At 63.8% G+C, this 23,876-nt stretch carries 18 protein-coding genes; 7 read left to right on the forward strand and 11 right to left on the reverse strand.

The features are described from left to right. Positions 1 to 103: 103 nt before the first annotated feature. From AP428_RS32860 to AP428_RS32885, 6 genes are all read right to left on the reverse strand, one after another. Positions 104 to 3,085: a Tn3 family transposase gene (locus tag AP428_RS32860; protein WP_011545436.1), complete on the reverse strand. Its 2,982-nt coding sequence runs from the start codon at positions 3,083 to 3,085 to the stop codon at positions 104 to 106. Continuing rightward, positions 3,082 to 4,761: a site-specific integrase gene (locus tag AP428_RS32865; protein WP_011695029.1), complete on the reverse strand. Its 1,680-nt coding sequence runs from the start codon at positions 4,759 to 4,761 to the stop codon at positions 3,082 to 3,084. The genes AP428_RS32860 and AP428_RS32865 overlap by 4 nt, the downstream gene beginning before the upstream one ends. Before the next feature lie 478 nt (positions 4,762 to 5,239). Further along, positions 5,240 to 6,022 (reverse strand): hypothetical protein, encoded by a 783-nt coding sequence (locus tag AP428_RS32870; RefSeq protein ID WP_011545438.1) that lies wholly within the window; start codon positions 6,020 to 6,022, stop codon positions 5,240 to 5,242. A 184-nt stretch (positions 6,023 to 6,206) separates the two neighbouring features. Then, a complete protein-coding gene (locus tag AP428_RS32875) occupies positions 6,207 to 7,478 on the reverse strand; it encodes an amidohydrolase family protein (protein WP_011695028.1) in 1,272 nt (423 codons plus the stop codon). A gap of 23 nt (positions 7,479 to 7,501) precedes the next feature. Further along, a complete protein-coding gene (locus AP428_RS32880; protein ID WP_011545440.1) occupies positions 7,502 to 8,287 on the reverse strand; it encodes an alpha/beta fold hydrolase in 786 nt (261 codons plus the stop codon). Beyond that, the gene (locus AP428_RS32885; protein WP_011545441.1) at positions 8,284 to 9,165 is read right to left on the reverse strand and encodes a fumarylacetoacetate hydrolase family protein; all 882 of its coding nucleotides are present in this window, start codon (positions 9,163 to 9,165) and stop codon (positions 8,284 to 8,286) included. The genes AP428_RS32880 and AP428_RS32885 overlap by 4 nt, the downstream gene beginning before the upstream one ends. Before the next feature lie 120 nt (positions 9,166 to 9,285). Between AP428_RS32885 and AP428_RS32890 the strand changes: the two genes are divergently transcribed. The 3 genes from AP428_RS32890 (at position 9,286) to AP428_RS32900 (ending at position 14,251) form a co-directional block, all read left to right on the forward strand. Further along, the gene (locus AP428_RS32890) at positions 9,286 to 10,044 is read left to right on the forward strand and encodes a FadR/GntR family transcriptional regulator (RefSeq protein ID WP_011545442.1); all 759 of its coding nucleotides are present in this window, start codon (positions 9,286 to 9,288) and stop codon (positions 10,042 to 10,044) included. A gap of 1,234 nt (positions 10,045 to 11,278) precedes the next feature. After that, a complete protein-coding gene (locus AP428_RS32895) occupies positions 11,279 to 12,976 on the forward strand; it encodes a M4 family metallopeptidase (protein WP_011545443.1) in 1,698 nt (565 codons plus the stop codon). Between the two features lie 207 nt (positions 12,977 to 13,183). Continuing rightward, a complete protein-coding gene (locus tag AP428_RS32900; protein WP_226292099.1) occupies positions 13,184 to 14,251 on the forward strand; it encodes a hypothetical protein in 1,068 nt (355 codons plus the stop codon). A gap of 56 nt (positions 14,252 to 14,307) precedes the next feature. Here the strand turns inward: AP428_RS32900 and AP428_RS32905 are convergent, their stop codons facing one another. Together AP428_RS32905 and AP428_RS32910 are read right to left on the reverse strand one after the other, a co-directional pair. After that, positions 14,308 to 15,297 carry an ABC transporter substrate-binding protein gene (locus tag AP428_RS32905; RefSeq protein ID WP_011545445.1) on the reverse strand — a complete coding sequence of 330 codons (990 nt, stop codon included), beginning with the start codon at positions 15,295 to 15,297 and terminating at the stop codon, positions 14,308 to 14,310. A gap of 45 nt (positions 15,298 to 15,342) precedes the next feature. Next, positions 15,343 to 15,687, reverse strand: a complete 345-nt coding sequence (locus tag AP428_RS32910; protein WP_011545446.1) for a DUF3088 domain-containing protein — start codon at positions 15,685 to 15,687, stop codon at positions 15,343 to 15,345. A 491-nt stretch (positions 15,688 to 16,178) separates the two neighbouring features. Between AP428_RS32910 and AP428_RS32915 the strand changes: the two genes are divergently transcribed. The 4 genes from AP428_RS32915 (at position 16,179) to AP428_RS32930 (ending at position 20,525) form a co-directional block, all read left to right on the forward strand. After that, the gene (locus tag AP428_RS32915) at positions 16,179 to 17,363 is read left to right on the forward strand and encodes a porin (RefSeq protein ID WP_011545447.1); all 1,185 of its coding nucleotides are present in this window, start codon (positions 16,179 to 16,181) and stop codon (positions 17,361 to 17,363) included. Positions 17,364 to 17,493: 130 nt separating this feature from the next. Then, entirely contained in the window at positions 17,494 to 18,750 is a 1,257-nt protein-coding gene (soxC, locus tag AP428_RS32920; protein WP_011545448.1) for a sulfite dehydrogenase, read from the forward strand. Continuing rightward, the gene (locus tag AP428_RS32925) at positions 18,743 to 19,267 is read left to right on the forward strand and encodes a c-type cytochrome (protein ID WP_011545449.1); all 525 of its coding nucleotides are present in this window, start codon (positions 18,743 to 18,745) and stop codon (positions 19,265 to 19,267) included. The genes soxC and AP428_RS32925 overlap by 8 nt, the downstream gene beginning before the upstream one ends. A gap of 70 nt (positions 19,268 to 19,337) precedes the next feature. After that, a complete protein-coding gene (locus AP428_RS32930; RefSeq protein WP_011545450.1) occupies positions 19,338 to 20,525 on the forward strand; it encodes an LLM class flavin-dependent oxidoreductase in 1,188 nt (395 codons plus the stop codon). 54 nt (positions 20,526 to 20,579) lie between these two features. Here AP428_RS32930 and AP428_RS32935 read toward each other — a convergent pair whose 3' ends face one another. From AP428_RS32935 to AP428_RS32945, 3 genes are all read right to left on the reverse strand, one after another. Next, the gene (locus AP428_RS32935) at positions 20,580 to 21,797 is read right to left on the reverse strand and encodes an acyl-CoA dehydrogenase family protein (protein WP_011545451.1); all 1,218 of its coding nucleotides are present in this window, start codon (positions 21,795 to 21,797) and stop codon (positions 20,580 to 20,582) included. Positions 21,798 to 21,955: 158 nt separating this feature from the next. Continuing rightward, entirely contained in the window at positions 21,956 to 22,843 is an 888-nt protein-coding gene (locus AP428_RS32940; protein ID WP_011545452.1) for an ABC transporter permease, read from the reverse strand. Then, positions 22,840 to 23,838 (reverse strand): ABC transporter ATP-binding protein, encoded by a 999-nt coding sequence (locus AP428_RS32945; RefSeq protein ID WP_011545453.1) that lies wholly within the window; start codon positions 23,836 to 23,838, stop codon positions 22,840 to 22,842. Before AP428_RS32945 ends, AP428_RS32940 begins: the two co-directional genes overlap by 4 nt. Positions 23,839 to 23,876 lie beyond the last annotated feature (38 nt).

Below are 23,876 nucleotides of genomic sequence, written 5' to 3' on the forward strand. Positions count from 1 at the left end.
TGTCGATAATCAGCATTATGTCAATTGATGTTCCCATGGTCATCGTGCGCAGCGGGTTGCGGAGGGTTGGCCGGGAAAAGCAAATAATCCGCCACATCTCGAATTAAGCTGCTGATTTGAAAGCGAAATCGATGGTCGGATCGAGTGGTGGAACGGGGCGTTGCAGATCCAGCAGATAGTCCCCAAGTCGATTGATATGTTCCCGCCGATACGGTGACAGCACTTTGAGCACCTCGGCGTCGACCGGATGCCCCTTCTGCTGCAGCTCTTTCAGTTTGCGCGACATCCACTGCACGTTGTACAGGATCACCATGTTCGCGACGAGGTGGTTGTACTTGATGACCTTGCGCTGCTCGTGCCGGACGTTTTCCGCGATAATGCCTTCGCCGCCGAACATCAGCCACTGCGCGAAATCGTTGAACTGCTCGCTCTTGTTGGTGGCCGCGTGAATCGTACGACGCAGGTCGGGGTCATTCAGATACTTCAGCAAGAACAGCGTACGGATCACGCGCCCCAGCTCCCGGAACGCGAAATAGAGCTTGTTCTTCGTGCTTTCCGAGCCTAGCCGGCGCAGGATCGTCGACGGCGTCATCTTGCCCGCCTTGATCGACACCGCGACGCGCATCATGTCGGGATAGTGCCGCTCGATCAGATCCCAGTCAATCGCCCGGCGGCACAGGCTGTCGATGTGCGCGTACTTGCGACGCCGGTCGGCCTTGTACAAGACCAGATCCTTGATGTTGCGCATGCGCGGCATCAGGTTGATGCCCGTCACGTAAGACAGGCCGAACACGGGACCGCTCTGCGCCTGCGTATCGCCGTGGATCGTATCCGGCTTGATGTCTGCACCGTTCTGGATCAGGCCGTCGAGGATGTAGACGGCTTCATGAACGCCGCACGGGATGAAGTGGCTGAACAGCGCGATGTACATGTCGGACACGTGGTAGTAGCCGATCCCGCCGTATCCGCCATAACGAACGTGGTATTCGGACAGCAGGTTCTGCTCGTACAGGCTCCACTTGGTGCCGTCCGCCGACGCGCGCTTGCCGCTGCCCCAGTATTTCGGCAACGCGAACTGGTTGTACGCGTTGATCACCTTCACGATCGCCTTGTCGAGCCGCTCCTCGGTGACGTGCTTCAGATTCAGCCAGGCGACCTGCTTGCGGCTTAGTCCCTTCACCGAGCGTGCGGTTTGACTGGGACCGAGGTTGCAGCCGTAGCAGAACAGCGTCGTGATGAAACGCTTGCGCGGATCGTCGACCTTCGCGTCGAACCCGGACAGCGGGCCGAACAGTTTATGCAGGTCGAACCACTGCTCGGTTTCGGTGAGGAGATCCAGGATGCTGACCTGCGGCATCGACGCCGTGATGGCCTGATCGATCAGCGACCGGTTCGGCGGTTCGGGCTCCTTGCCCGGCTTGTGAATGACGAGTTCCTCATTGACGAACTCGATGCTGTCGTTTGCGGGGAAGTTCGCATCGGCCTCGTCGAGCGCCGCGTTCAGCCTGTCTCGCAGATCCTTCGCTACGCTCTTGCCGTCCGCGGGCAAGCCCACGATCTCGCAGTAGCGCGGCAGTTCACGCCGAAATTCCTCGTCGGTGACCTGATGCACCCGATAATCGTCGAAGCGGTCACTGCCCTCCACATAGAGGTCGCCGGAATGGAGTTCCCGCATGATCTGGCTGAAGACACCCAGCTCGAAGAACCGGCGGTGCAGCATCCGGCTGTCCCGTCTGTGCGGGAACACCGCGCGCTCCCACTTCTCCGGCAACCAGTCCAGCGGCAGGTTCGCGAGGTCGTTGTCGGTCAGCAGCAGGTATTCGCGGTGCGCGTTGCGGAAACCTTGCAGCCACGCGAGCGCGACCAGCACCGCGCGGTCCTGCGAGCTCGATTGCAGCGGCAGCACGTCCAGGCACTGGAACAGCAGCGAGCGCTGGGTGCGGTACGGCACGAGCATGAACGGCAGATCGAACTGCCCGGCATAAGCGATGTGCTCGTTGCATTGCGCGAGCGCTTCGGCCGGGTCGCCGAGCGCCTCGCGGATTTTCGGCAACCGGTTGCGCTCCGATACGCCCTCGTCCTGGAGAATCTGCAGGACATCCCGGAACTGCCCGACCAGCCCCTCCAGCACATCGGCGTGTTCAAGCTGGTATTTCTGCAGCCGGACCTTGGCGTAGGACTCGAGCTTGCGCACCACCTTGATGAAGATCTCGGCGACGTCATCGTGCGCCTTCTGCAACTGCGCCTGGATGAACAGCACTGCGAGCGCATGACGCTTCGCGGCCTTGAGCGAACGCAGTTCCGCGACGTCGAGCGCCCGCGCTTCGGTGACCAGTTGGGCCCGCTTGCTGACAGAGACGATCGCGGGCGGCGCCGGCAAGCCTTCCGCCAGTTTCCTGATCCCGTTGATATGTTTGAGGAAGCTGGCGATCGCCCGCGCGGCGGGTCGCTTCGGCTCCTGTTTCAGATCGTCCCAACCAGACTTGCCGGCCTTGACGACGAGCAGCGCCTCGATCCGTTCGATGAGGGTTGCATCGAGTGCGCCGGTGATGGCTTCATAGATCGCCGCGTTCAGATCGTTGCGCGCCTGCGTGGCGATGCGCTGCAGCGTCGCCAGCGGCGGCAGCTCGTACCGGCGGCGGACCAGGTCCTCGATCAGCACATTGATGATGTCGGGCAGTTCGATCTTTGTCCGGGCCTCCGCTGACGCGAGTTCAGTCAGCCACGCCGTCTCACCCGCATCAAACGCTCGGATGTCGAGCCAGACGCGCAGCAGTTTCTGGTGACGGATGCGGCTGCCGGACACGTCGTACCGCGCAATCGTTGCCCGGGACAAGGTGCGGACCCGCATCGCGATCCGGATGTGATCGATAATGACGGACTGCACATCCGCGAGCATTGGAAAGTACCCGAGACGCTGCAGCAACTTCAGTTGCACCATGATCAAGACGGCGGTCGCTTCTTGACGGGATTGCCGGCGTACGAATCGGATTTCCGCGGTGCTCGGCGTGAACGCAGCTTTCAGCTCCGCCGCGCCCGGCTCGGCAGGCAGCACCGGATAGATGGTCTCGTGGACGGTGCTCATGCCGGCGGCCGTCGCGCAAAAATCCGCTCGATCTGCCGGGTCCGCTGGACTTCGTCGTCGTCCAGGTAGATCGAGGTGGTCGTGATTGACGCGTGACGCAGGTTATCGCGCACGGTGGTAAGCGTCGCGCCGTTGGCAAGTGCGTGTGTCGCGTGCGTATGGCGCATCCAGTGCGGGGTCGCGCGCCGCAGCTTGCCGGCGAGCGCCGGGTGGTCCGCCTCGATGGCGTCGGCGGCGGCATGGAAGAACCGGCGCAGCACCTCCCTTAGGCGCGGCGTGGTGATGCCGCCGGGCGCATCGAGATGGCCGAGCAGCGGCGTGTCCGGCTGCCAGCGGGCTGAGGTTACCGGTAGTCCACGCTGAACGAGATATTGGTCCAGCGCGTGCGTTGCCAGCGGCGGCAACACCACCTTGCCGGCCTTCGCGCCCTTGCCGGTGAGATGCAGCCAACGCTCGCCGCGCGCGCCGGTTTCGATGCCGCCGAGCGTGACGCCGACCAGCTCGCTCGCGCGCAGGCCGGTCGCGTAACCAAAGTCGAGCACGAAGCGCAGACGCTGTGCGGCCGGTACCGTCCAGCCGTGCGACCGTTCGAGCCCGTCGGCGATGGTTCGGACCAGTTCCCACTCGCCGGCCGTAAAGGCCCTCGAGATGTCGAGTTCCCCGTTGCGCTGCGCCCCGCGCACCCTGAGACCCGCGAACGAATTCGCCAGTACGTAGCGCTGCTCGATCAGCCAGCGGAACATCGCACTGAGCACCGACAGGGTGTAGGCGATCGAATCCGGCGACAGCGCGCCCGTGAACGGACGCCACTCGGGCGAAGGTCGCGGCCGCGCCGGCGCGACCCAGCGGGCACGCGGCGTTGGATGGCGTAGGAAGGCGCGATAGGCGGTCGCATCCTCGCTCGTGAGTGAGGACAACGCCTTGCCGCGCTCGACGATAGCCCAGAGCATCAGGCGTTCGGCTTCCCGGCGATAGGCGCGTCGTGTTTCAGCAGCTTCGTATCGTTCGAGCCACGCGTTGATCGCCTGATAGTCATTATCGGCCTCGAGCGCGCACATTCGCTTCGGCGCGCGGAAAGTGCCGCGCGACCCATCGACTTCATGAGGTACGTGGATGCGTTCCCACGGCACCACGGGTTCTGGCGTCGCCACCGCGACCAGTGCGCGAGCCCGCTCAGTGAGCGCCGGATGAGCGGCAAAGAAGCCTTCGATCCAGCGCGCGCTTCGTTCACCGAGTCCGGGAATCACAAGCCACCACCGCCGGCGACGGGGAATGCGCACGGTCAGATCGGCCAGCGTCCGGATGCCGTGCCGGTGCAGCACTGCGACAACACGAGGCGACAGCCAGGCATCGACTGGATCGCTCACCTGCGGGTGCGGGACCGGCAGCGACGGCAGTGTGTCCAGCGCCTGGATCGCCGCCTTGCGGTGACGGCTCCGTTCGCCGGCCGCACACAGGAACGGCCGGGCCAAATCGGCGCGATGACGGCTCAGGGCGAAATCGGCGATCTGCCGGCGCATCCGGCCGATCACACCGCGCGTCGACTGCCCCCCTCCAAGCGCGTGCGGACAATAACGCTCAATCGCCTCACGCGAGCCAACGCCCGCATACCACGCACGCACTGCGGACAGGGACGCGGCTTCGGGAAACGATGGTGGTGACAGATTATTCGGCATCCAAAAATTATAGGCGGTGGGATGACAACGGCGTGCCGCTCAGGTGTGACGCGTTTTGCGAAATGGCAGTTTCATCTAAAAATGTGACCCTATCGATAATATAGGTTAGCGATAGCGATACATCTTGATGCTCGTCGGATTTTCAATCTCGCGCGTGCGTCTTGGGGTGCCCTCAGGACCCGGATTTTTTTTCGTACGCCAAGCGTCCAGCGCGGATGTCTCAAATGACTCTGAGTGCCCCGAAGGAGACAATCAATTTGACGACGCTCTAAATACCGTTCCAAAATGCGTAGCCGACATTCGCGCTGGAAATTCAACGCCTCGTCATGGACATGGGGTGGAATGATATTGGATGCCGAGTACGTGTACAGCGTCATTGATAGGGTAGACCAACTGTGAAAGCCAGAATTCGACCCACCTCGGTGGAATAGCGTTGATCACCTCATCGGCCGGCATGTTCGCCGGTCAACTAGTTAAATCAAAGCGTATACTTAAACATTATTTCCGGCATGTACTTGTTGTAGGTCCCACCGCCGACGGGATTGTTGTTGTAATGCATGAACTCGAAGCGAGCACCGAGTTGGTACTGCGGCTTGCCGAAGATCTCCCACAGAAGCTCCGCTCGCTCGAATACCTCGGTCCCGTTATGGTTAGAACCATTGATGAGCGACAGAAGGTTGAAGTGGAATTTCTGACCACCTACTTCGATAGGGTTCGAGAGCAGCACCGATCGCCACAGCCACGTATGCTTATCGAAGTTCGTGTTTCGGTAAAGCATACCTGACTCGAACCATGCGAAACCCGGGACCTTGAAATTGAGCGACAAGCCGTAGTTCTGAGACTCGAAATGGTCCGTATCGGGATAGCTTCCCCGCTCCCATCGGGCGATGAGCGATACGTCGGAAATCGGACCGACGGACAAGTCTTTCCCGAGCGTTTTTCCGAAGCTAAGTCGCGGGTTAAACACCAGAAGGTTCTGGAAGTTCGCGTTACTGAACGGAGCGCCAACGTTGTTGCCATGGTAAAGCTCGGCGTCGAAATAGATATCGCCAAACTGATTGCCGCTGAAGTGTTCAAATTGATACGTCTGCAGGTTCCCGTTGCCTGTTCCATAGCCATAGATAGGATCCGGGCTAGAACGATTCGTGTACAGGAAGTTGAAGTTGTTGACGGCGAAATTCTGGGCCATCGCGGACGTACTGAGGAAGCCAACCAGCATCGTGATGAGCACCCTCATCCATGATCCAAAATTCTTGTCCATATCGTCTCCTTAATTTATTAGTATAACTAATGTATTAAACGCGCCGCGCTGTATCACGCCCACGGTGAGATCTTTGTCTTACCTACATGCGGGATTCCGCCGCTTGATTAGTCAGCTTCTGAGAACCGTGCGCGAGCACGAGCGTGCCTGACGCGCTCGTGCTGCATCGTGCTTCCAGTCTTGATTACAGTTGCTCGAGCTGATGCTGAAGCCCGGACCCGCCCTTACGAAACTCGCCTGCTTGCAGCACCGCGACGATCTTGGCCGGATCTTGCAGAACCTTCAGATCGTCCAGTGGATTTCCGTCGACGAACACGATGTCGGCCACGTATCCGTCGCGGATTTGCCCGATTTCGGAGTGCATCATGACGTCGCTTCCCAGGCGGGTCGCGGCTAGCAAGGCCTCTTTCGGCGTCATGCCGATGTACTTGACGAAATGTTCGAGGTCGCGGGAGTTGGTGCCATGCGGCATCCACGCGAACCCGTAATCGCCTCCCGGCGCGATGCGAATTCCACGCTTGTGCATTTTGGTGAGCGTCTCGGAAGCTATCTCCAGTTCACGTGCATAGCCCATCTTCGTTGCGATCGCTTCGGTGATACCCCACTGCTCCGCGTGGTAAAGCGTACTTACGAGCCAGCCGATCCCCGGGGCGACGATATGCCTGTCCTTGTTCGCTTCCAGCATGTCCAGGGCTTCCTCGTCCGCGAAGCTTGCGTGAAAGACCAGTTCAAAGCCGTGTCGGACACACTGCTTCACTGACTCGCTCGAACGGGCATGGGCTGCTACACGTTTGCCGGCACGTTTCGCTTCGGCGCTCAACATCGCGATTTCTTCTTCCGAGAACGGCGATGCTTCGGCCGGAATGCCGGCGATATACTCGCCGGAAAGGTTGATTTTCAGGTGATCAACGCCGTACTTCACAAACATGCGAGTCGCGCGGCGGACCTCTTCCGGACCGCTGACAACCTCCCCGAAGTTGAGCTCACGATACGGGAGGTGCGGAAGCGTGTTGTCGCCCAAGCCGCCCAACGTCGTGATTTCCTGACTGCCCGCGAGATAACGCGGGCCGGGAAATTCGCCCGCGTTGATAGCGTTGCGCAACACGACGTCGAGGCGCGGCTTGGCCGCCGCGGCTCCGAGCGCCGACGTAAAGCCCATGTCCAGATAGCGCTTTGCGACCCGTACACACCAGAGAATATGCTCCTCCGGCGGCATGAACTGGATAGCCGCAAGCGTCGGCTGGTCGTTCCACGAGAAGTGGGTGTGTGCTTCCGTCATGCCGGGCATGACGAACTTGCCTCGACCATCGACGATCTGCGCGTCTGCGGGGCGCATGACGTCGCCGCCTTTCGACACAGACTTGATTCGATCATTTTCGATGAGGACTTCGCCTTTATAGGGATCTGCTCCGCTCCCGTCGAAAATGTTGACGTTCGTAAATACGATCTTGCTCATGTCTCCTCCAAAGCCTCAGCGAATTACTTGTCGTTGTCGTAGAACGCCTTGAGTTCGGCGATGCACTCGGCGGGCTTCTCGAACGTGGTCCAATGGCCGCAGCCGCGAAGAACCGTCAACGTACTCCCGTCAATTCGCTCGCTCATATTTTTGACCAGCGCGGGCTGACCAACCGCATCTTCGTCCCCCGTCACGAGCAGCGTCGGGACCGAGATTTGATCAATTGCTGCCTCGCTCGCTTCGGACAGGGCCAAGCAACTTTGTGCATACCCCTCCGGGGACTGACGCATGACGCTTTCGCGAACAAGCGCGACCGTCACCGGCCGCACGGACTTGGTCTCGACGCTGGTAGCGCCTTTGACGATCGCATCCGCGATCTCTTGGAGGCCGGCAATGCCTCGATCGCGGCACAGCGCTGCGCGCGCCCGTATCGCGGGCCGGCCTTGGTCTGGTGGCGCCAGCAACGGCCCAAAGAGCGCGAGGCTGCGGACGAGATGAGGATGTTGGACTGCGAGATGCTGAGCCACGATGGTACCCATCGAGTGTGCAACGATGTGGGCCTGCTCGATACCGAGTTCGCTCAGCACATCGGCCACCCGGGACACGTACAGTTCGATGGACAACGGCTCGTTGGCTAGCGCTGAACGCGCGCTACCGGGCAAGTCGAGTCGGACGACACGCATGCCCCCAAAGGCTTCCAGAACCGGGGTCCAGTTGTTCGAGGAGCCACCGAGTCCGTGGATGCACACGACGGGCTGACCTTCCCCGGTTATCTCGACGGCAATATCTCTGATGAGGGTCGTCGTCATTCGCCCACCTCATTCTCGAGTACACCGACGTTCTGGATCTCGATTCGGATCACATCACCCTTCTGCAGGAATTTGGGTGGATTGAAGCCGATACCGACGCCGGCCGGGGTACCGGTCGCAATCACATCACCCGGCTGAAGTTCGATGCCGGCCGACAGGGTTTCGATCAGCGTCGGGATATCAAAGATCAGCTTGGACGTGTTGGAGTTCTGACGCAATTCGCCGTTCACCCAACACTTGATGTCGATGTTCTGGCCGTTGACTTCGTCCGACGTGATCACGAACGGCCCCATCGGACAGAAGCCGTCGAGCGACTTTCCGAGGAACCACTGGCGGTGAAGCTTCTGAAGATCCCGAGCGGTGAAGTCGTTGATCACGGTGTAGCCGAAGACGTAATTCATTGCGTCCGCCTTCTTGATACCCCGGCCGCCCTTGCCGATCACGACACCCAGCTCGGCCTCGTAGTCGAGCTGAGCGGTCACGCCGACATGTCGTGGGATCTTTGCCGACGGCCCGATCACCGTCGACGCCGGCTTGGTGAAAATGACCGGCGCCTCCGGCGCGTGCTCGCCGTTCTTTGCGCTGCTGTCGAATCCCGAGTTCTGGAACTCGGCCGCATGCTCGTGATAGTTCTTGCCGACACAGAAGATGTTGCGACGCGGCTGATCGATCGGGGCCAAGATGGTGGCCTCCGCGAGCGACAAACCGTTCCCCGTTGGCTTCAGATGCGGTTTGACTTCTTCAAATTGTTGGACCAATTGGACCATATCGCCGTCAAATTGGGGGACCAACGATTGGACCGGCCAGAATCGAGAATGAACGATATCCACAATCGAAATTGTCTTCTTTCCCGCCACATTAAGGTTAGCCAGCTTCATGAGATCACTCCTGTTCGCGAGTCCAATTGGTTGAAAGTGCTCGCACTGTAGAACCAAAGTGGACCGAACGCAAGTACGGGTAAACCAAAATCCTGTCCAATTGGTACTACATGAGCTAGAATGGCAACCACGAAATCCCGGAGGAAGGTAATGAGCGAGGTAGAAGCAACCAGCTCTGTACGAGCAGCGGGTGCAAGGGCATTAGCTGCTTACCTGGTCGAGGAGATTGCGACCGGTCGTATGGGCGATGGCATGAAATTGCCCGCAGAGCGGCACCTCAGTGAGCAATTCGGCGCCTCCCGCGGTGCAGTGAGGCGCGTCCTTCAAGATCTAAAGGATCGCGGGCTGATCACTCAGTCCGTGGGTAGCGGAACCTACGTCAAGGCAGGAGCCGCCCTTGCACTTCCAAAATCGGTCCGGACGCAAGCGCAAGCTGATGAACAAGGCGTCTCGGTGCATCAAACCAGCCCAGCTGAACTCATGGAGGCTCGTCTGCTTATCGAGCCCTTGATGCCGAAATTGATCGCGCGGAATGCCACCAGCGCAGACTTTGCGAAGATGGCGGAGTGCATTGAGCGCTCGGAGGCGGCGGAAACGGTCGAAGAGTTCGAACACTGGGACGGCGAACTGCACCGTGCGTTCAGTATTGCGACGCACAACTCATTCTTCATGCAGATTCTTGAGCTGATGAATCGTGTCCGCGAGCAAGGCGAATGGGGGCGGCTCAAGCGCCTCTCGTTGACACCAGGTCGTCGCGAAGAGTATCAGGCTCAGCATCGCGCGATTGTTGAGGCGTTACGAGACCGTGACGCAGAGGCGGCTGCCAAGGTTCTGACAGAACACCTGGGGCAGATCCAGCACAATCTATTTGGCTCATGAAATTGAGCCACATTAATTTCGCTGTCCGGCGGCCGGAGCATTCAGCCCGGACATTTGTTCGCACCTGCCATCGCCGATCGGTAGCTTTGCCACGCGAATAGAAATGATGCCGCACGGTGCTGCCGGATGATGGCGTCCTATGCGCGCTGGCGCAGAAGCCACGAAGTCGGCACTTCGACATAGGTCCGAGCGGCCGCTCGGTATTGGGGCTTGGACATCCGGAATTTTGCCGAACGCTCCTTGGACTGACTGCTTCGTGGCCGATTCTGTTGAAAAACTCGCTTCTCGCCGTGATGGGACCGCTTAGCTAAAAATCGACCGTTCAGATCGACCTATACGCCACTCATGAGCATCGGTTACGGGTAAGAGGACCCCTGAAAACCAGGCGGAGCCCGCGATAGAAGAGTTTTTCAACAGTATCGGCCGGCAAGCGACATCGCTTGGCGTGCGAAAAATCCGAATCTTGAGCACACCCCGTACGGGCGGGGGCGCATTAACCGGCTCGTGGACTATCTGCTGGATCTTCAACGCCCCGGTCCACCGCTCGATCCGACCATCGACTTTTTTTATTTAGATCAGCTGCTTAGATCGAGATGTGGCGGATTTTTTACGAATCCCGGCCAGACCTCTTGCGGTCACCCGAAGACTCAAACATTGCCGTGAGGGATCAGCACACCATCGTATTCGTCCAGATTCGTATCTGTAAAACCCGGTGTGCTCTTATCGAAGCGATACAACCCATTCGCAAAATACCTCACTAACCACCACCTGGCTATTGTCAGGTGACCGTCGCTCGCCCGACATCCATTGCAAATTTAATGAAGTCGCGGCATAAATATAAAATATCAAAAGCATTGGAGATTAATTTTATGGCGCATGAGGCGGAAACAATCAAAACCAATATTCAATAAACGGAAATCCAGGTATCTCTTTAACCTGGCTTCACATCCCCGCGGCCTTCTTACACGCCCCGCACACACCCCGTCTCGGCCAGAGGCCGCGCAGCCGCACGCTGTCGATGCGTCGCTCTCCCGTTCCCGCCACCCCATCAGCAACGATCATTTCAAATCCCTCATCAAATCCTGACTTGATTAACGACGACGACATGAAAAATCAATATCACAGAAAATATCTTGTAATTATAAAAACGACCTCCTAGCATCCCCCTGCTGTTCGCGACATGTCTTGTTTGATGCATTCCTCGAACAAACCCATTCATAACCTGGGGAATTACATGAAGAAACTGTCTCGGCTGCTGCCTATCACCGCGATTACCGTCGCGAGTTTCAGCGCTTTTGCCCAGGCCGGCGACCAGCCGGCCGCGGTCGACAAGGCACTGCAACTGATCCAGCAGAACCCGGCCGCCTTCAGCGTGGCCGTCAGCGGCACGGCACGCACGTTGAAGTTCGCGGGGCCGCAAGCAGCCGCACCGACCGACGGCGATCAGTTCCAGGTACGTGACGTGATCGTCGATCCCGACGGCACCGAGCACGTGCGTTTCGACCGGTTCCATGCGGGCCTGCCCGTGATAGGCGGCGACGTGGTCGTCCATTCGAGCAAGGGGCAACTGAAGCAGGCCAGCGTGACCCAGCTCGCGCCGATCAACCTCGCCGGCACGATCGGCAAGGTCGGGAACCGCGCCGTGGTACGCAACGCACCCGACGTGGGCGCGACGCGCGCGAGACACATCGCGGCCGCGCGCTTCAACTCGGACGTGCGCCGCGTCGACGACGCCGAGCTGGTCGTGTTCGCACGCGACGTCACGCCGACGCTGGCCTACGCGGTACGCGTCTACGGCAAGGCAACCGACACGCATGGCGACGCCGTGCTGTACTACGTTGACGCACGCACCGGCACCGTGCTCGACGCACAGGACCTGATCAAGACCGCCGCCGCGACCGGCACCGGCCGCTCGCTGTACTACGGCAACCTGACGCTCACGACGGACCAGACCGGCACGAACGCATACCGGATGCTCGACCCGGGCCGCGGCGGCGGCTCGGTCTACGATGGTCGTGGTCTCAGCTCGGACGAAGTCGAGCAAGCGACCGACCTGCCGATCTTCACGAGCAGCACGAACGTGTGGGGCAACAACACGACCACCGACCGGCAGACCGTCGCGGCAGACATCGACTACGGGCTGGCATTGACTTGGGACTACTACAAGACCACGCACAACCGCAACGGCATCTTCAACGACGGCCGCGGCGTGAAGAGCTACGCGCACGTGGTGTTCAATACCGGCAGCGGCACGACGGGCGCGAACGCGGCATGGCTGTCGTCGCGCGTGATGGCATACGGCGACGGCGAACCTGGCACGCGCCTGCCGAAACCCGTGGTATCGGTCGACGTCGCCGGGCACGAGATGAGCCACGGCGTGACCGAAGCCACCGCCAACCTGAACTATTCGGGTGACGCGGGCGGCCTGAACGAATCGACGTCCGACATCTTCGGCACGCTCGTGAAGTTCTACGCGAACAACCCGAACGATCCCGGCAACTACGTGATCGGTGCACGCGTGGTGAGCGGCGGCCTGCGCAAGATGTACAAGCAGGACCTCGACGGCCGGTCGTTCAGCTGCTACCCGTCCGGCGGCTTCTCGTGGTCGAATCCGCGCCACGATCCGCATTTCTCGTCGGGGGTCGGCAACCGCTTCTTCTATCTGCTGTCGGAAGGCCCATCGGTGCCGTCGACCGACACCGGCCTGTCGAGAGCGCAACTGGTCTGCAACGGCGACACGACCTTCAGCGGGCTGGGTCGCGACAAGGCCGGCAAGATCTGGTACCGGACGCTGACCGTGTACCTGAACGCCAACTCGAGCTATCCGAACGCGCGGCGTGCGTCGATCCAGGCGGCAAACGACCTGTATGGCGCGAACTCGGCCGAAAGCGCGACGGTCGCGCGCGCGTGGAGTGCGGTGGGGGTGAATTGACCGTGTTTGTATGAACGCGTCGCACCCTGGAAGCCGCGTGGCGGGATTTCGCTTCGGAGAAAAGCGATTCGGCCGTAGTCATGCGGCGTTCGGGTGAATGACGGGAAGGTGCCGACCGATCGTCTGCGTATGCAGGCGGTTGGTCGGTGGATCGTGCGTCCTTGCGGTCCGACAGATGAAGGGGCGCCCGACGGGTACGCATTCCATATGCTGCCAGGCGTGCCGCCACCAACGTGGCCGGCGTATTCGCGAATCGTCCGGCCGGACGCTCCGCGTGCTCCCTTCCATCGTATCGACGGCACCGCCCAGGCAACCGGCTTCCTGAGCGAGCCGACAACGCGCTATATTCTGGTCCCAGGCGGAATGACGACGGAAGTCTCCCGCCATCGCCGCCCTTCCCCACGCGCTTCCTCACCCGAGAGAACGATAAAAATGGACCACGCGCAGTATTTCAGCCAAAGCTCGATCCAGGCCGCGAATCTTCGCCTGCACTATCTGTCACAGTTGCTGCGCGAGCAGACGGGCTCGATCGTCCAGTACGGCATCCTGCGCGGTTTTCCGATCGGCTTCAGTCACTGGGCGGAAGTCGCGGTTGGCGGCTATCTGCTCGGCACCTACGAGATCGCCGTTTGCGCGATCCTCGAAGCGCTCGGATCGCCGGAGAAGGTGTTGGTCGACCTCGGCGCCGCCGACGGGATTTTCGGCATCGGCCTGGTCAGGAACAACGTCTTTGCGCGCAGCCTGTGCTTCGAGATGGACGAGCAGCGCCGCCACGCAATCCAGCACCGCGCCGCGGAAATGGGGCTGGCGGACCGCGTCGCGGTCTTCGGCAAGGCCGATCGCGACTTGCCCGCGATTCTGTCGGAGCACGGCGGGGAGCCGGCCGGGCGGGTCATCCTGTGCGATATCGAAGGCGCGGAGTTCGACCTGTTCGACGACGCGCTGCTGGAACAGCTCTCCGGCAGCCACGTGATCATCGAAATCCACGACTTCCTGCTTTCCGACCCGGAGCAGGCCGCACGCGCATTCGACGAATTGAGCCAGCGTGCGGGCAAGTACTTCAACGTGTACGAGATCCGCGACGGGCTGCGCGACATTCGCAACATCCCGTTGCTGCGACACTGGTCGGACTGGGACGCATGGCTGATGTGCGTGGAGGCGCGCTACCGGATGATGCGGTGGCTTTGGCTCGAGCCGAAAAGCCAGCCGCGACGCGCCGATCAGGACATCGATCGCCTGATCCTCGACTACCAGCGGCGGATTTTCGCCGTTTGACGAACGCGAACCGGCACATATCGAGCGACCCCGCCCGCACCTCCCGTTTCACCGCATCACCCCGCCGCAACCAGCGGATTGAACGACGTGTCCCAGAACGGCGCGACATGGGCCGGCCCGTCCAGCACGCCGATGCGGGCAAACACGTCCGCGACCTGCTGGTGCTGCGCGACCACGTCGGGCGTCACCGGCAGCAGCGCGAAGTCTTCGCTGCGCTGGTCGAACATCGCGACGAGATCGGCAACCGGCACACGCGTCTCGCGATTCTGCGCGAGCGCATAGTCGCGGAAATGCCCGTTCGCCCACGCATACGCACGTCGAAACCGCAGCAGCAGATCGCCCGTCGCCGCGCGGCGACGCGCATCGTCGAGCGTGCGCGGATTCGCGTACACCGGAAAATTGCCCGACAGATACCCCTTCCCCGTCTTCAGCACACGGGCGTCGTAGCGATTGCGCGCGAGCTGGCCGTTGTAGCCGTAGATCGCCCACGCATCGATGTCGCCGCGATCGTACGCGGACAGCCCGTCGGTCGGCGACAGGTTGATCGGCTGGATGTCGTCGAAGGTCAGGCCGGCTTCCGCCAGCTGTCGATACAGGAAATAGTGCGACGTCGTCGCGCGCACGTAGCCGACGCGCTTGCCCTTCAGATCCGCGATGCCGCGGATCGGCGTGTCCTTGCGCGCGAGCGTGACCTGGTTGTTCAGGTCTTCGCGCACGCGCGAGATGAATCGCACGTTGGCCTTCTGGCGCGCGGCGAACACGGCCGGAATTTCGCTACCCGAACCGATATCGAGCGCGTCCGCGTTGAGTGCCTCGATATGCAGCACGCCGTTGTTCAGTTCGCGCCAGTCGATCCGGTACGGCATGTCGGCGAGCCCGGCCGCCTGCAACAGCGCGCGCCAACCGCCCTTGTAGGTCGCGACGCGCAACGTCGTGCCGGCCAGATCGGCGTCGGCGGCCGGCGCGGCGAACGCGGCCAATGGGTGCGCCGCGATGGCGGCGCCGGCAAGCAGCAGGCGGCGACGTGCCGCCGACATTGACGACATCGGATGCTCCTGTCGATCGGATGAGAAGGAAGTGAAACCGTCGCGTCAATGCAGCGCCGGAAAACCGTGGCGCTCGGCCAGCAGTTCGAGGATGCGGCGCGCGTCGGTGACGAAGCGCACGTCGCCGAGCGTCTGCGCGTCGTCCGGCGCGGGCTGGTCGCGGCCCAGCACGAGCACCGGCAGGCCCTGATGGGCGTCGTCGAGCGCGTCGATCACCGCGGGCCGCGGCCGCTCGAAGCCGACGCGCTTCACGTCGAGGCGCGCGGCGAGATCCGGCGCGCTCGCCAACAACCCCTCGATCGGCAAGCCATGCGGACAGACGAAGCGCTGGCCCGGATGCTTCGGATCGGCAAAGCCCGGTTCCAGCAGAAACAGTACATCGCGACTCATGTCGAACGGCTCCTTTCTCGTTGATCGATCCAGTCGGGAAGCGCGCGCGCCTGTGCGCCCTGCCGTTCCCGAGGCATGCCCGGCCAGCGCCGGATGCCAGACTGTACCGGCGCACCTCGCTCGGCCCTACCAACGTTTTGCGGAATCGATATGCGAACGCGCATAGCGCAACCGCCGATCGTCGCCTAGCGGTCCGTTGCGTAAACGCATCGTCATGCGAACGACGGATATTGCGGACATCGAATGATTTCATCGATCGATATGACCGTGCATGATCGTTTCCAGCGGGCGACGTTCGCGGTCCGCGCGATGCGTTCGCCGCAGCAGGCGCGCCGGATGCGATCGCGACACACCCGTCGGGCCGACGGCAACGCACATTACAAATCGGCCGCGCCGCGATTTACAAACCACGGATCGGCCGTTCATCGGCGCGTCGGTCGTCAATAGCATCGTGATCCTCGCAAACGTACTGATAAAAACAGAGGATGGTCATGATCAAAAAAACGGTGGTACTGGGTTTGGTGTCGATCGGTTCGGTCAGCGCGCAGGCGCAGAGTTCGGTGACGTTGTACGGCGTGGTCGACGCCGGCATCGCGTACACGAACAACCAGGGCGGCGCGAGCAACATCCAGCAGACGAGCGGCAAGCTGAGCGGCAGCCGCTGGGGCCTGAAAGGCGCGGAAGATCTCGGCGGCGGCCTGCAGGCGGTCTTCACGCTGGAAAGCGGGTTCCGGCCGAGCGACGGCGGGCTCGGCCAGGGCGGCCGCCTGTTCGGCCGGTCCGCGTACGTGGGCCTCGGCCAGAAAGGCCTCGGCACGCTGACGTTCGGCCGTCAGTACGAGCCGATCACCGATCTCGTCGCGCAGTATTCGGGAGCGGGTTTCTGGTCGCCGGCCACGCACGTGGGCGACAACGACAACCTGAACCAGAGCTTCCGGCTGAACAACGCGGTGAAGTTCCGCAGCGACACGATCGCCGGCTTCACCGCCGACCTGCTCTATGCGTTCAGCAACCAGGCCAATGGCGGCGCGGGCACTGGATTCTCGAACAACAACGCGTGGGGTGCATCGGCGAACTACGTGAACGGCCCGCTGTCGATCGGCGGCGGCTATGTGCGGTTCAATCATCCGAATGCGGCGTCGAATACCAGCGGCGCGGTGGGCGGCGCAACCTCGACCACCGGCAACGACTACAGCGGCGCGTTCTTCTACGGGCTGAACGGCGGCGTGCTGAAGCAGCAGATCGGCGCGGTGGGCGCGAACTACGCGCTCGGCCCCGCGACGCTCGGCTTCGCATGGAGCCACACGCAGCTCAACTATCTCGACGGTTCGTCGCGCAAGTTCAACAACTACGACGTGAACGCGCGCTACCAGATCACGCCGGCGGCCACGCTGATCGGCGTCTATACGTTTACCGACGGACGCGCGAGCGGCCTGCCGGGCACGAGCGGCCAGACGCTGAAGCCGCGCTGGCACCAGTTCACGCTCGGGTTCGACTATGCGCTGTCGAAGCGCACCGATATCTATGTGTCGGGCATCTACCAGCTCGCGGCCGGCGACGCGAGCACCGCGACGTCGGGCGGCTATCGCAAGATCGCGGCGATCTCGAACATCGGCAGCGCGTCGTCGACGAACCGCCAGCTTGCGTTCGTCAGCGGGCTGCGCGTGAAGTTCTGACGGCACGCGCGTCGGGCGCGGCGCAATCGTCACGATAAGCAAAGCGGGAATCGTTGTTTGCCGTGCCGCGCCCGGTTGCCGAGAATGATCGTTTGTCCGCGCGGCTCCCGCGCGCCACACGCGTTCGACCATGACCGATTCCCGTTTTCCTCCCCGTGCGCCGCGAAACGGCCGGCGCGCGGCGCTGCGCCAGCTCGCCGGCGGCTGGGTGGCCGCGATGCTGCCCGCCAGCGGTGCGCTCGCGAGCGAGCCGCTCGATGTGCCGCCGTGGACGCGCACGCCCGGTGCGCCGCTGCTGTCGCCGCCCTACGGCGTGCCAGGTCAGCACGAGCGCGACGTGATTCGCCGCAGCGCCCGAACGCCTGCGCTGCCCGGTTCCGGCTCGTCGATGACGCCGCTCGCCGACCTGTTCGGCGACATCACGCCGAACGGGCTCGTCTACGAGCGTCATCACGCGGGGGTGCCGGACATCGATGCGCAACGCCATCGCGTCGTCGTGCACGGCCTCGTGCGCGAGCCGCGCGTCTTCACGCTCGACGACCTGCTGCGCTTTCCGTCCGAATCGCGCATTCACTTCCTCGAATGCTCGGGCAACACGGGCAGCGAATGGAACGGCCCGAGCGGGCTGCCGGTTCAGTTCACGCACGGGTTGCTATCGTGCTGCGAATGGACCGGCGTCCGGCTGTCGACGCTGCTCGACGAGACAGGCGTCGACGCCGACGCCCGCTGGCTGCTCGCCGAGGGCGCGGACGGCGCGGCGATGACGCGCAGCCTGCCGCTCGACCGGATTCTCGAGCGCGCGCTGGTCGTCTATGCGCAGAACGGCGAACGGCTGCGCCCGGAGAACGGCTACCCGGTGCGGCTGATCGTGCCGGGTTTCGAAGGCAACACGAACATCAAGTGGCTGCGGCGGCTGAAGCTGGTGCGTGCGCCGGAGATGACGCGCGAGGAAACGTCGAAGTACACGAATCTGCTGCCGGATGGCTGCGCGCGCCAGTTCGTGTTCGAGATGGATGCAAAGTCGGTCATCACGCGGCCGTCGGCCGGCCATCGGCTCGCCGCGCACGGCTACTACCCGATCAGCGGCTACGCGTGGTCGGGCCGTGGCCGGATTCGCGCCGTCGACGTGTCGACCGACGGCGGCCGCACGTGGCGACCGGCGCGGCTCGCCGGCGACGTACGCGATCGTGCGCTGACGCGCTTCGAAGCCGACTGGGTGTGGCGCGGCGAGCCGGCCGACCTGCAAAGCCGGGCGACCGACGAGACCGGCTACGTGCAGCCGACCCGCGACGCGCTCGTCGCCGCGCGGGGCCTGAACTCGCAGTATCACTACAACGGCATCCAGAACTGGCGCGTCGGCACGGACGGCGAGGTGCGCAATGCGTAAGCCGCTCGCCTGCCTGCTTGCAGCCTGCGCGATGACGTCGAGCGCGTTCGGCGCGGGCTTCGGTCTCGGCCAGCCGGTCGATCGCGCGGCGCTCGCCGCGTGGGACATCGACGTCGCACCGGACGGCAGCGGCCTGCCGCCCGGCGCGGGTACGGTCGCCCGCGGCGGCCACGTGTTCGCGGACAAATGCGCGATGTGTCACGGAGCGGGCGGCGAAGGCGGTGTCGGCGATCCGCTCGTCGGCGGCGTCGGCTCGCTCGCCAGCGCGAAACCCAAAAAGACGGTCGGCAGCTACTGGCCCTACGCGACGACGCTGTTCGACTACATTCGCCGCGCGATGCCGTACAACGCGCCGCAATCGCTGAGCACGGACGACGTCTATGCGGTCACCGCGTACGTCCTGCACCTGAACGGCATCGTTCCCGCCGACGCCCGGCTCGACGCGCGCACGCTGCCGCGCGTGCGGATGCCGAACCGCGACGGCTTCGTGCCCGACCCGAGGCCGGGCAAGTTATGACGCGTCTCGCTCCACTTGCCGCCGCATCGGGCCGCGCAGTCGCGCCGCACCTTTCAGCAAGGACCCTGTGATGAGCGATTCCACCCTCGCCGCCCCGCTCGCGCCGACGCCGTTCGTCGACGTTCGTTCGCCGGCCGAGTTCCCCGGCAGCCCCGTCTCGCGCACACTCGCGCAGCCGCTGATGCTCGGGTTGTTCCTGCCGATCCAGGCTGGCGGATGGAGCGCGTCGACGCTGCCGCGCTCGACCGACTGGACGTTCGACTACAACGCCGATCTCGTAGCCCGCGCCGAAGCGCTCGGCTTCGATCTCGTGTTCGCGCTGTCGCAATGGTTGCCGAAAGGCGGCTACGGCGGCGTGTTCGACGGCCAGGCGCTCGACTCGTTCATGACGCTGGCCGCGCTGACGGCGCGCACCGAGCGGATCATCCTCGTCGCGACGAGCCACGTGCTCTACGGGCCGTGGCATCCACTGCATTTCGCGAAGTTCACCGCGACGCTCGACCACATTTCGCGCGGCCGCTGGGGCATCAACGTGGTGACCGGCCACCGCGCGATCGAGCATGAGATGTTCGGCTGGAACCGGATCGAACACGACCGGCGCTACGAGATGGCCGCCGAATTCCTCGATGCGGTCCAGCAGTTGTGGGCGCAACCGGATAATTTCAGCTACACGCCCGAGCTGTCGAGCTGGCGGCTGGGCGGCGCATTCGTCACGCCGAAGCCGCGCTACGGTCGCCCGCTGCTGATCAACGCGACGGGTTCCGATGCGGGCATCGCGTTCGCCGCGCGCTATTCGGACATCGTGTTCGTCACGAGTCCGGCTGGCCCGGACGCCGAACGCGCGATCGACGCGCTGCCCGCGCATACGGCCCGCGTGAAGGCGGCGGCCGCCGCGCGCGGCCGCACGATCCGCACCTTACTCAATCCGCTCGTGATCTGCCGCGAGACGGCGGCCGAAGCGCGCGCCTACCGTGACGCGATCGTCGCGCATGCGGACGAAGGCAGCTTCCACCGCTTCGACAGCGACGCGCACGCGTGGCGCGGCGGGTTCGAGCAGCGTGCGCAGGCCGCCGCGCGCGCGATCGGCGGCAATATCTCGATCACCGGCTCGCCCGAAGAAGTCGCCGATATCATCGTGCGGCTGCACCGCGCGGGCATCGACGGCGTCCAGTTGAGTTTCTACGATTTCAAGCCCGACCTGGACTTCTTCGGCGAGCGCGTGCTGCCGCTGCTGCGCAAAGCCGGCCTGCGGCGTTAAGGTCGGCGCTGAAACCCGGCACGACGGCGTAGCCGCCGCCGCTGGCGGCCGTCGTCAGAACACGCGCCCTTCGGTGAGGTGCGTGGTCACGCCGTTCAGCACGTAATCGCCGACCACGCGCGCCTTGTGCAGCAACGGGTTGTGGCTGAAGATCGTGCGCAGGTTGCGCCAGTGGCGATCGAAGTTGTGCTCGCGCGCCGTCGCCGACGCGCCGCCCACTTCGAACAGCCGCTCGGCCGCATGCAGCGCGAGCTTGCTGACGATCAGTTGCGTGCGCGCGGTCGCGAGCGCGCTGTCGAGTACGAGCGCATCCGCATCGGCGGCGCCCGCTTCGATCGCGTCGGCGGAGCGGTCGAGCGCGCGCGCGTTTTCTCGCACGAGCGCGTCGATCGCATGGCTGTGCGCGGACAGCTCGCCGACGATCTGCTGGACGAAATGATCGTCGCGTGCGGTCGGCGCCGGGCTGTGCAGCGCGGGACGGCCGTGCGCGAGCACGTAGCGGCGCGCATCGGCCACCACGTTGCGCACGATGCCGGCGCCCGTCGCGACGAGATGAAGCTGCCGCAGCGCACCGCAATGACGGCCGACGAGCGTCGCCCCGTCGCGCGGGACCACTTCGTCCGCGAACACCTGCACGTCGTTCAGCAACAGGCTGCCGCTCGCGGTCATGCGCTGGCCCATGCCGTCCCAGTCGTCGAGCACCTGCAGGCCATCGCGCGCCACCGGAATGATCACGGCGAGCGTGTCGCCCTGCTCGTTCTCCACGTTGATGCGCGCGAAATCGGCGAACGCGGTGCCCGTCGAATAGTATTTGCGGCCCGTCACGCGGTAGTGGTCGCCGTCGCGGCGCAGCACGGTCGTGTTCTCGCCCGGGCGCGACGTGCCGCGCTCGGTCGACGCGCCGCCGAAGATCGCGCCGGCGAGCACGCGCTCGAGCTGCACGTCGTTGAACGCGGTGCGCGGCGACAGCCGCAGCGTCTCGGTCTGGTCGTAGTGGATGCGCAGCGCGTGCGCGAGATTCGAATCGGCGGCCGCCAGCGTCGCGATCGTGTCGAACAGGTCGACCAGCGTGCCGCCGAGGCCGCCGCGCTCGGCCGGAATCCGCAGCGCGCCCAGCGCCGAGCGCCGGAAGAGCGCGAAGCCTTCGAACGGCAGTTCGCGACGCGCCTCGCGTGGTGCGGCATCCTCGCCGATCAAAGTCGCGAGGTCGGGCAGCGCGGCAAGCGCGTCGCGCAATGCGTCGCGCGGATCGACGGCATCACGGGCAGTCATTCGGCAGGTCCTTGTTGGGGGAGATCGGGGGGCGAAGCAACGCGCGACACGGCGTCCGTTACACGCATCCGCCGAGTATAAGGACGCCCCCGCCGCGCGTGAAAAACCGATTTCAGCTTACGTTATACAAGCGCCGGGATTGATCGCGGACCGCCCCGTCAGTGCTGAATGCCCCAGCGACGCACGGTCGCGCGTTCGAGCGTATCGAACACCAGATTCTCGACCAGCAGCCCGATCACGATGACCGCCGCGAGGCCCGCGAACACGCGGTCGGTATACAGCTCGTTGCGGTTCTGGAAGATGTACCAGCCGAGGCCGCCCTGCCCCGCGCTCGCGCCGAACACGAGCTCGGCCGCGATCAGCGTGCGCCACGCGAAGGCCCAGCCCACGCGCAGGCCCGACAGGATCGACGGCAGCGCGGCCGGCACGAGGATCAGCGCGATCTGGCGCAGGCCCGTGAGCCCGTAGTTGCGCCCGGCCATTTTCAGCGTGGCGGGCACGCCGACGAAGCCGGTATAGATGCTGAGCGCGAGCGGCCACAGCACCGCATGCACGAGCACGAACAGCAGGCTGCCGGTGCCGAGCCCGAACCACAACAGCGCGATCGGCAGCAATGCGATCGACGGCAGCGGATTGAACATCGACGTGAGCATCGTCAGCAGGTCGCGGCCGATGCGCGTGGATACCGCCAGCGACGTCAGCGCGAACGCCAGCAGCACGCCCAGCGCATAGCCGCGCAGCAGCACCGACATCGAGATGCCGGTCTTGACCAGCAGTTCGCCCGACTCGACGCCCTGCACGAACGCGGCCAGCGTCGCGCCGAAGGTCGGGACGAGCAGATCGTTCGCGACGATGCGCGCGACGATTTCCCATGCGGCGATCAGCACGAGCGCGATGACGCTGCGGCGAAACCAGGCGGCGCCGGCGATGCGGCGCAGCAGCGGCGCGGGCGCCGCACGCTCGGCGTCGGGCAGCGTGTCGAGCGTGCGCGTGTATTCGGCGCGCACGGGCGGCAGCGGCGGCACGGCCGGATCGATCGTACTCATGATGCGGCGTCCTCCGTCGTCGCTGCGTGCGGTGCATGCGGTGCGTCGGTGTCGAACAGCAGGTGGTGGATTCGCGCGACGTTGTCGCGGAAGTCGCCGGTATCGACGTTCTCCAGCGAATGCTCGTGACTGTTGAGCTCCGCGCGCACGCGGCCCGGATGCGGCGACAGCAGCAGAATCCGGTTGCCGACCACCAGCGCCTCCTCGATCGAGTGCGTGACGAACAGCAGCGTGAAGCGGAATTCGTCCCACAGCCGCAGCAGTTCCTCCTGCATCTTGCGGCGCGTGAGCGCGTCGAGCGCCGCGAACGGTTCGTCCATCAGCAGCACGCGCGGCTGCATTGCCAGCGCCCGCGCAATCGCGACACGCTGCTTCATGCCGCCCGACAGCGTATGCGGATAGGCGTCGGCAAACGTGCTCAGGCCGACCTTGTCGAGATAGTGCAGCGCACGTTCGCGTGCTTCGGCGCGCGACAGCTTCGCGGCGGCGCGCAACGGAAACGCGACGTTCTCGACGACTGTCTTCCACGGCGGCAACTGGTCGAACTCCTGGAACACGACGATGCGGTCGGGCCCCGGCCCGCGCACGGGCTGACCGTCGAGCGTGATCGAACCCGAGACGGGCTCGATGAAGCCGGCGACCGCCTTCAGCAGCGTCGACTTCCCGCACCCCGACGGGCCGAGCAGCACGAAGCGGTCGCTGCCGTACACGTCGAAGCTCACCTGATGTGTCGCGCGAACGATCCGCGCGCCGCTGCGGTATTCGAGGCTGACCGCGTCGATGGCGAGCAGGCGTTCGCTGTGCGCGCCGGCCTGCGCGGCCTGCGCCGCCGGCCGCCCGGCGGCACCGGCCTCGGATGCGGCGGACGCGGCCGGCGATGCGCTGCCGCGTGCCGTATACGGCGGCAACCAGGTTCGGGGAGAAGTGGCGTTCACGGTCGAATCTCTTGCGGGAAAAGCATCAACATACGGCTGGGCGCCGTGCGGACCAACCATCGATTGCACATATCGAAACCGCGCCGACGCATAAGCGT

It is taken from the genome of Burkholderia sp. E168m22, from assembly GCF_001319805.1.
Lineage (GTDB): Bacteria > Pseudomonadota > Gammaproteobacteria > Burkholderiales > Burkholderiaceae > Burkholderia > Burkholderia orbicola.

Excerpts from the sequence above, each read along its gene's own strand:
- AP428_RS32860 (WP_011545436.1), bottom strand. The coding sequence starts at position 3,085 with ATGAGCACCGTCCACGAGACCATCTATCCGGTGCTGCCTGCCGAGCCG.
- AP428_RS32865 (WP_011695029.1), bottom strand. The coding sequence starts at position 4,761 with ATGCCGAATAATCTGTCACCACCATCGTTTCCCGAAGCCGCGTCCCTG.
- AP428_RS32870 (WP_011545438.1), bottom strand. The coding sequence starts at position 6,022 with ATGGACAAGAATTTTGGATCATGGATGAGGGTGCTCATCACGATGCTG.
- AP428_RS32875 (WP_011695028.1), bottom strand. The coding sequence starts at position 7,478 with ATGAGCAAGATCGTATTTACGAACGTCAACATTTTCGACGGGAGCGGA.
- AP428_RS32880 (WP_011545440.1), bottom strand. The coding sequence starts at position 8,287 with ATGACGACGACCCTCATCAGAGATATTGCCGTCGAGATAACCGGGGAA.
- AP428_RS32885 (WP_011545441.1), bottom strand. The coding sequence starts at position 9,165 with ATGAAGCTGGCTAACCTTAATGTGGCGGGAAAGAAGACAATTTCGATT.
- AP428_RS32890 (WP_011545442.1), top strand. The coding sequence starts at position 9,286 with ATGGCAACCACGAAATCCCGGAGGAAGGTAATGAGCGAGGTAGAAGCA.
- AP428_RS32895 (WP_011545443.1), top strand. The coding sequence starts at position 11,279 with ATGAAGAAACTGTCTCGGCTGCTGCCTATCACCGCGATTACCGTCGCG.
- AP428_RS32900 (WP_226292099.1), top strand. The coding sequence starts at position 13,184 with ATGCTGCCAGGCGTGCCGCCACCAACGTGGCCGGCGTATTCGCGAATC.
- AP428_RS32905 (WP_011545445.1), bottom strand. The coding sequence starts at position 15,297 with ATGTCGTCAATGTCGGCGGCACGTCGCCGCCTGCTGCTTGCCGGCGCC.
- AP428_RS32910 (WP_011545446.1), bottom strand. The coding sequence starts at position 15,687 with ATGAGTCGCGATGTACTGTTTCTGCTGGAACCGGGCTTTGCCGATCCG.
- AP428_RS32915 (WP_011545447.1), top strand. The coding sequence starts at position 16,179 with ATGATCAAAAAAACGGTGGTACTGGGTTTGGTGTCGATCGGTTCGGTC.
- soxC (WP_011545448.1), top strand. The coding sequence starts at position 17,494 with ATGACCGATTCCCGTTTTCCTCCCCGTGCGCCGCGAAACGGCCGGCGC.
- AP428_RS32925 (WP_011545449.1), top strand. The coding sequence starts at position 18,743 with ATGCGTAAGCCGCTCGCCTGCCTGCTTGCAGCCTGCGCGATGACGTCG.
- AP428_RS32930 (WP_011545450.1), top strand. The coding sequence starts at position 19,338 with ATGAGCGATTCCACCCTCGCCGCCCCGCTCGCGCCGACGCCGTTCGTC.
- AP428_RS32935 (WP_011545451.1), bottom strand. The coding sequence starts at position 21,797 with ATGACTGCCCGTGATGCCGTCGATCCGCGCGACGCATTGCGCGACGCG.
- AP428_RS32940 (WP_011545452.1), bottom strand. The coding sequence starts at position 22,843 with ATGAGTACGATCGATCCGGCCGTGCCGCCGCTGCCGCCCGTGCGCGCC.
- AP428_RS32945 (WP_011545453.1), bottom strand. The coding sequence starts at position 23,838 with ATGGTTGGTCCGCACGGCGCCCAGCCGTATGTTGATGCTTTTCCCGCA.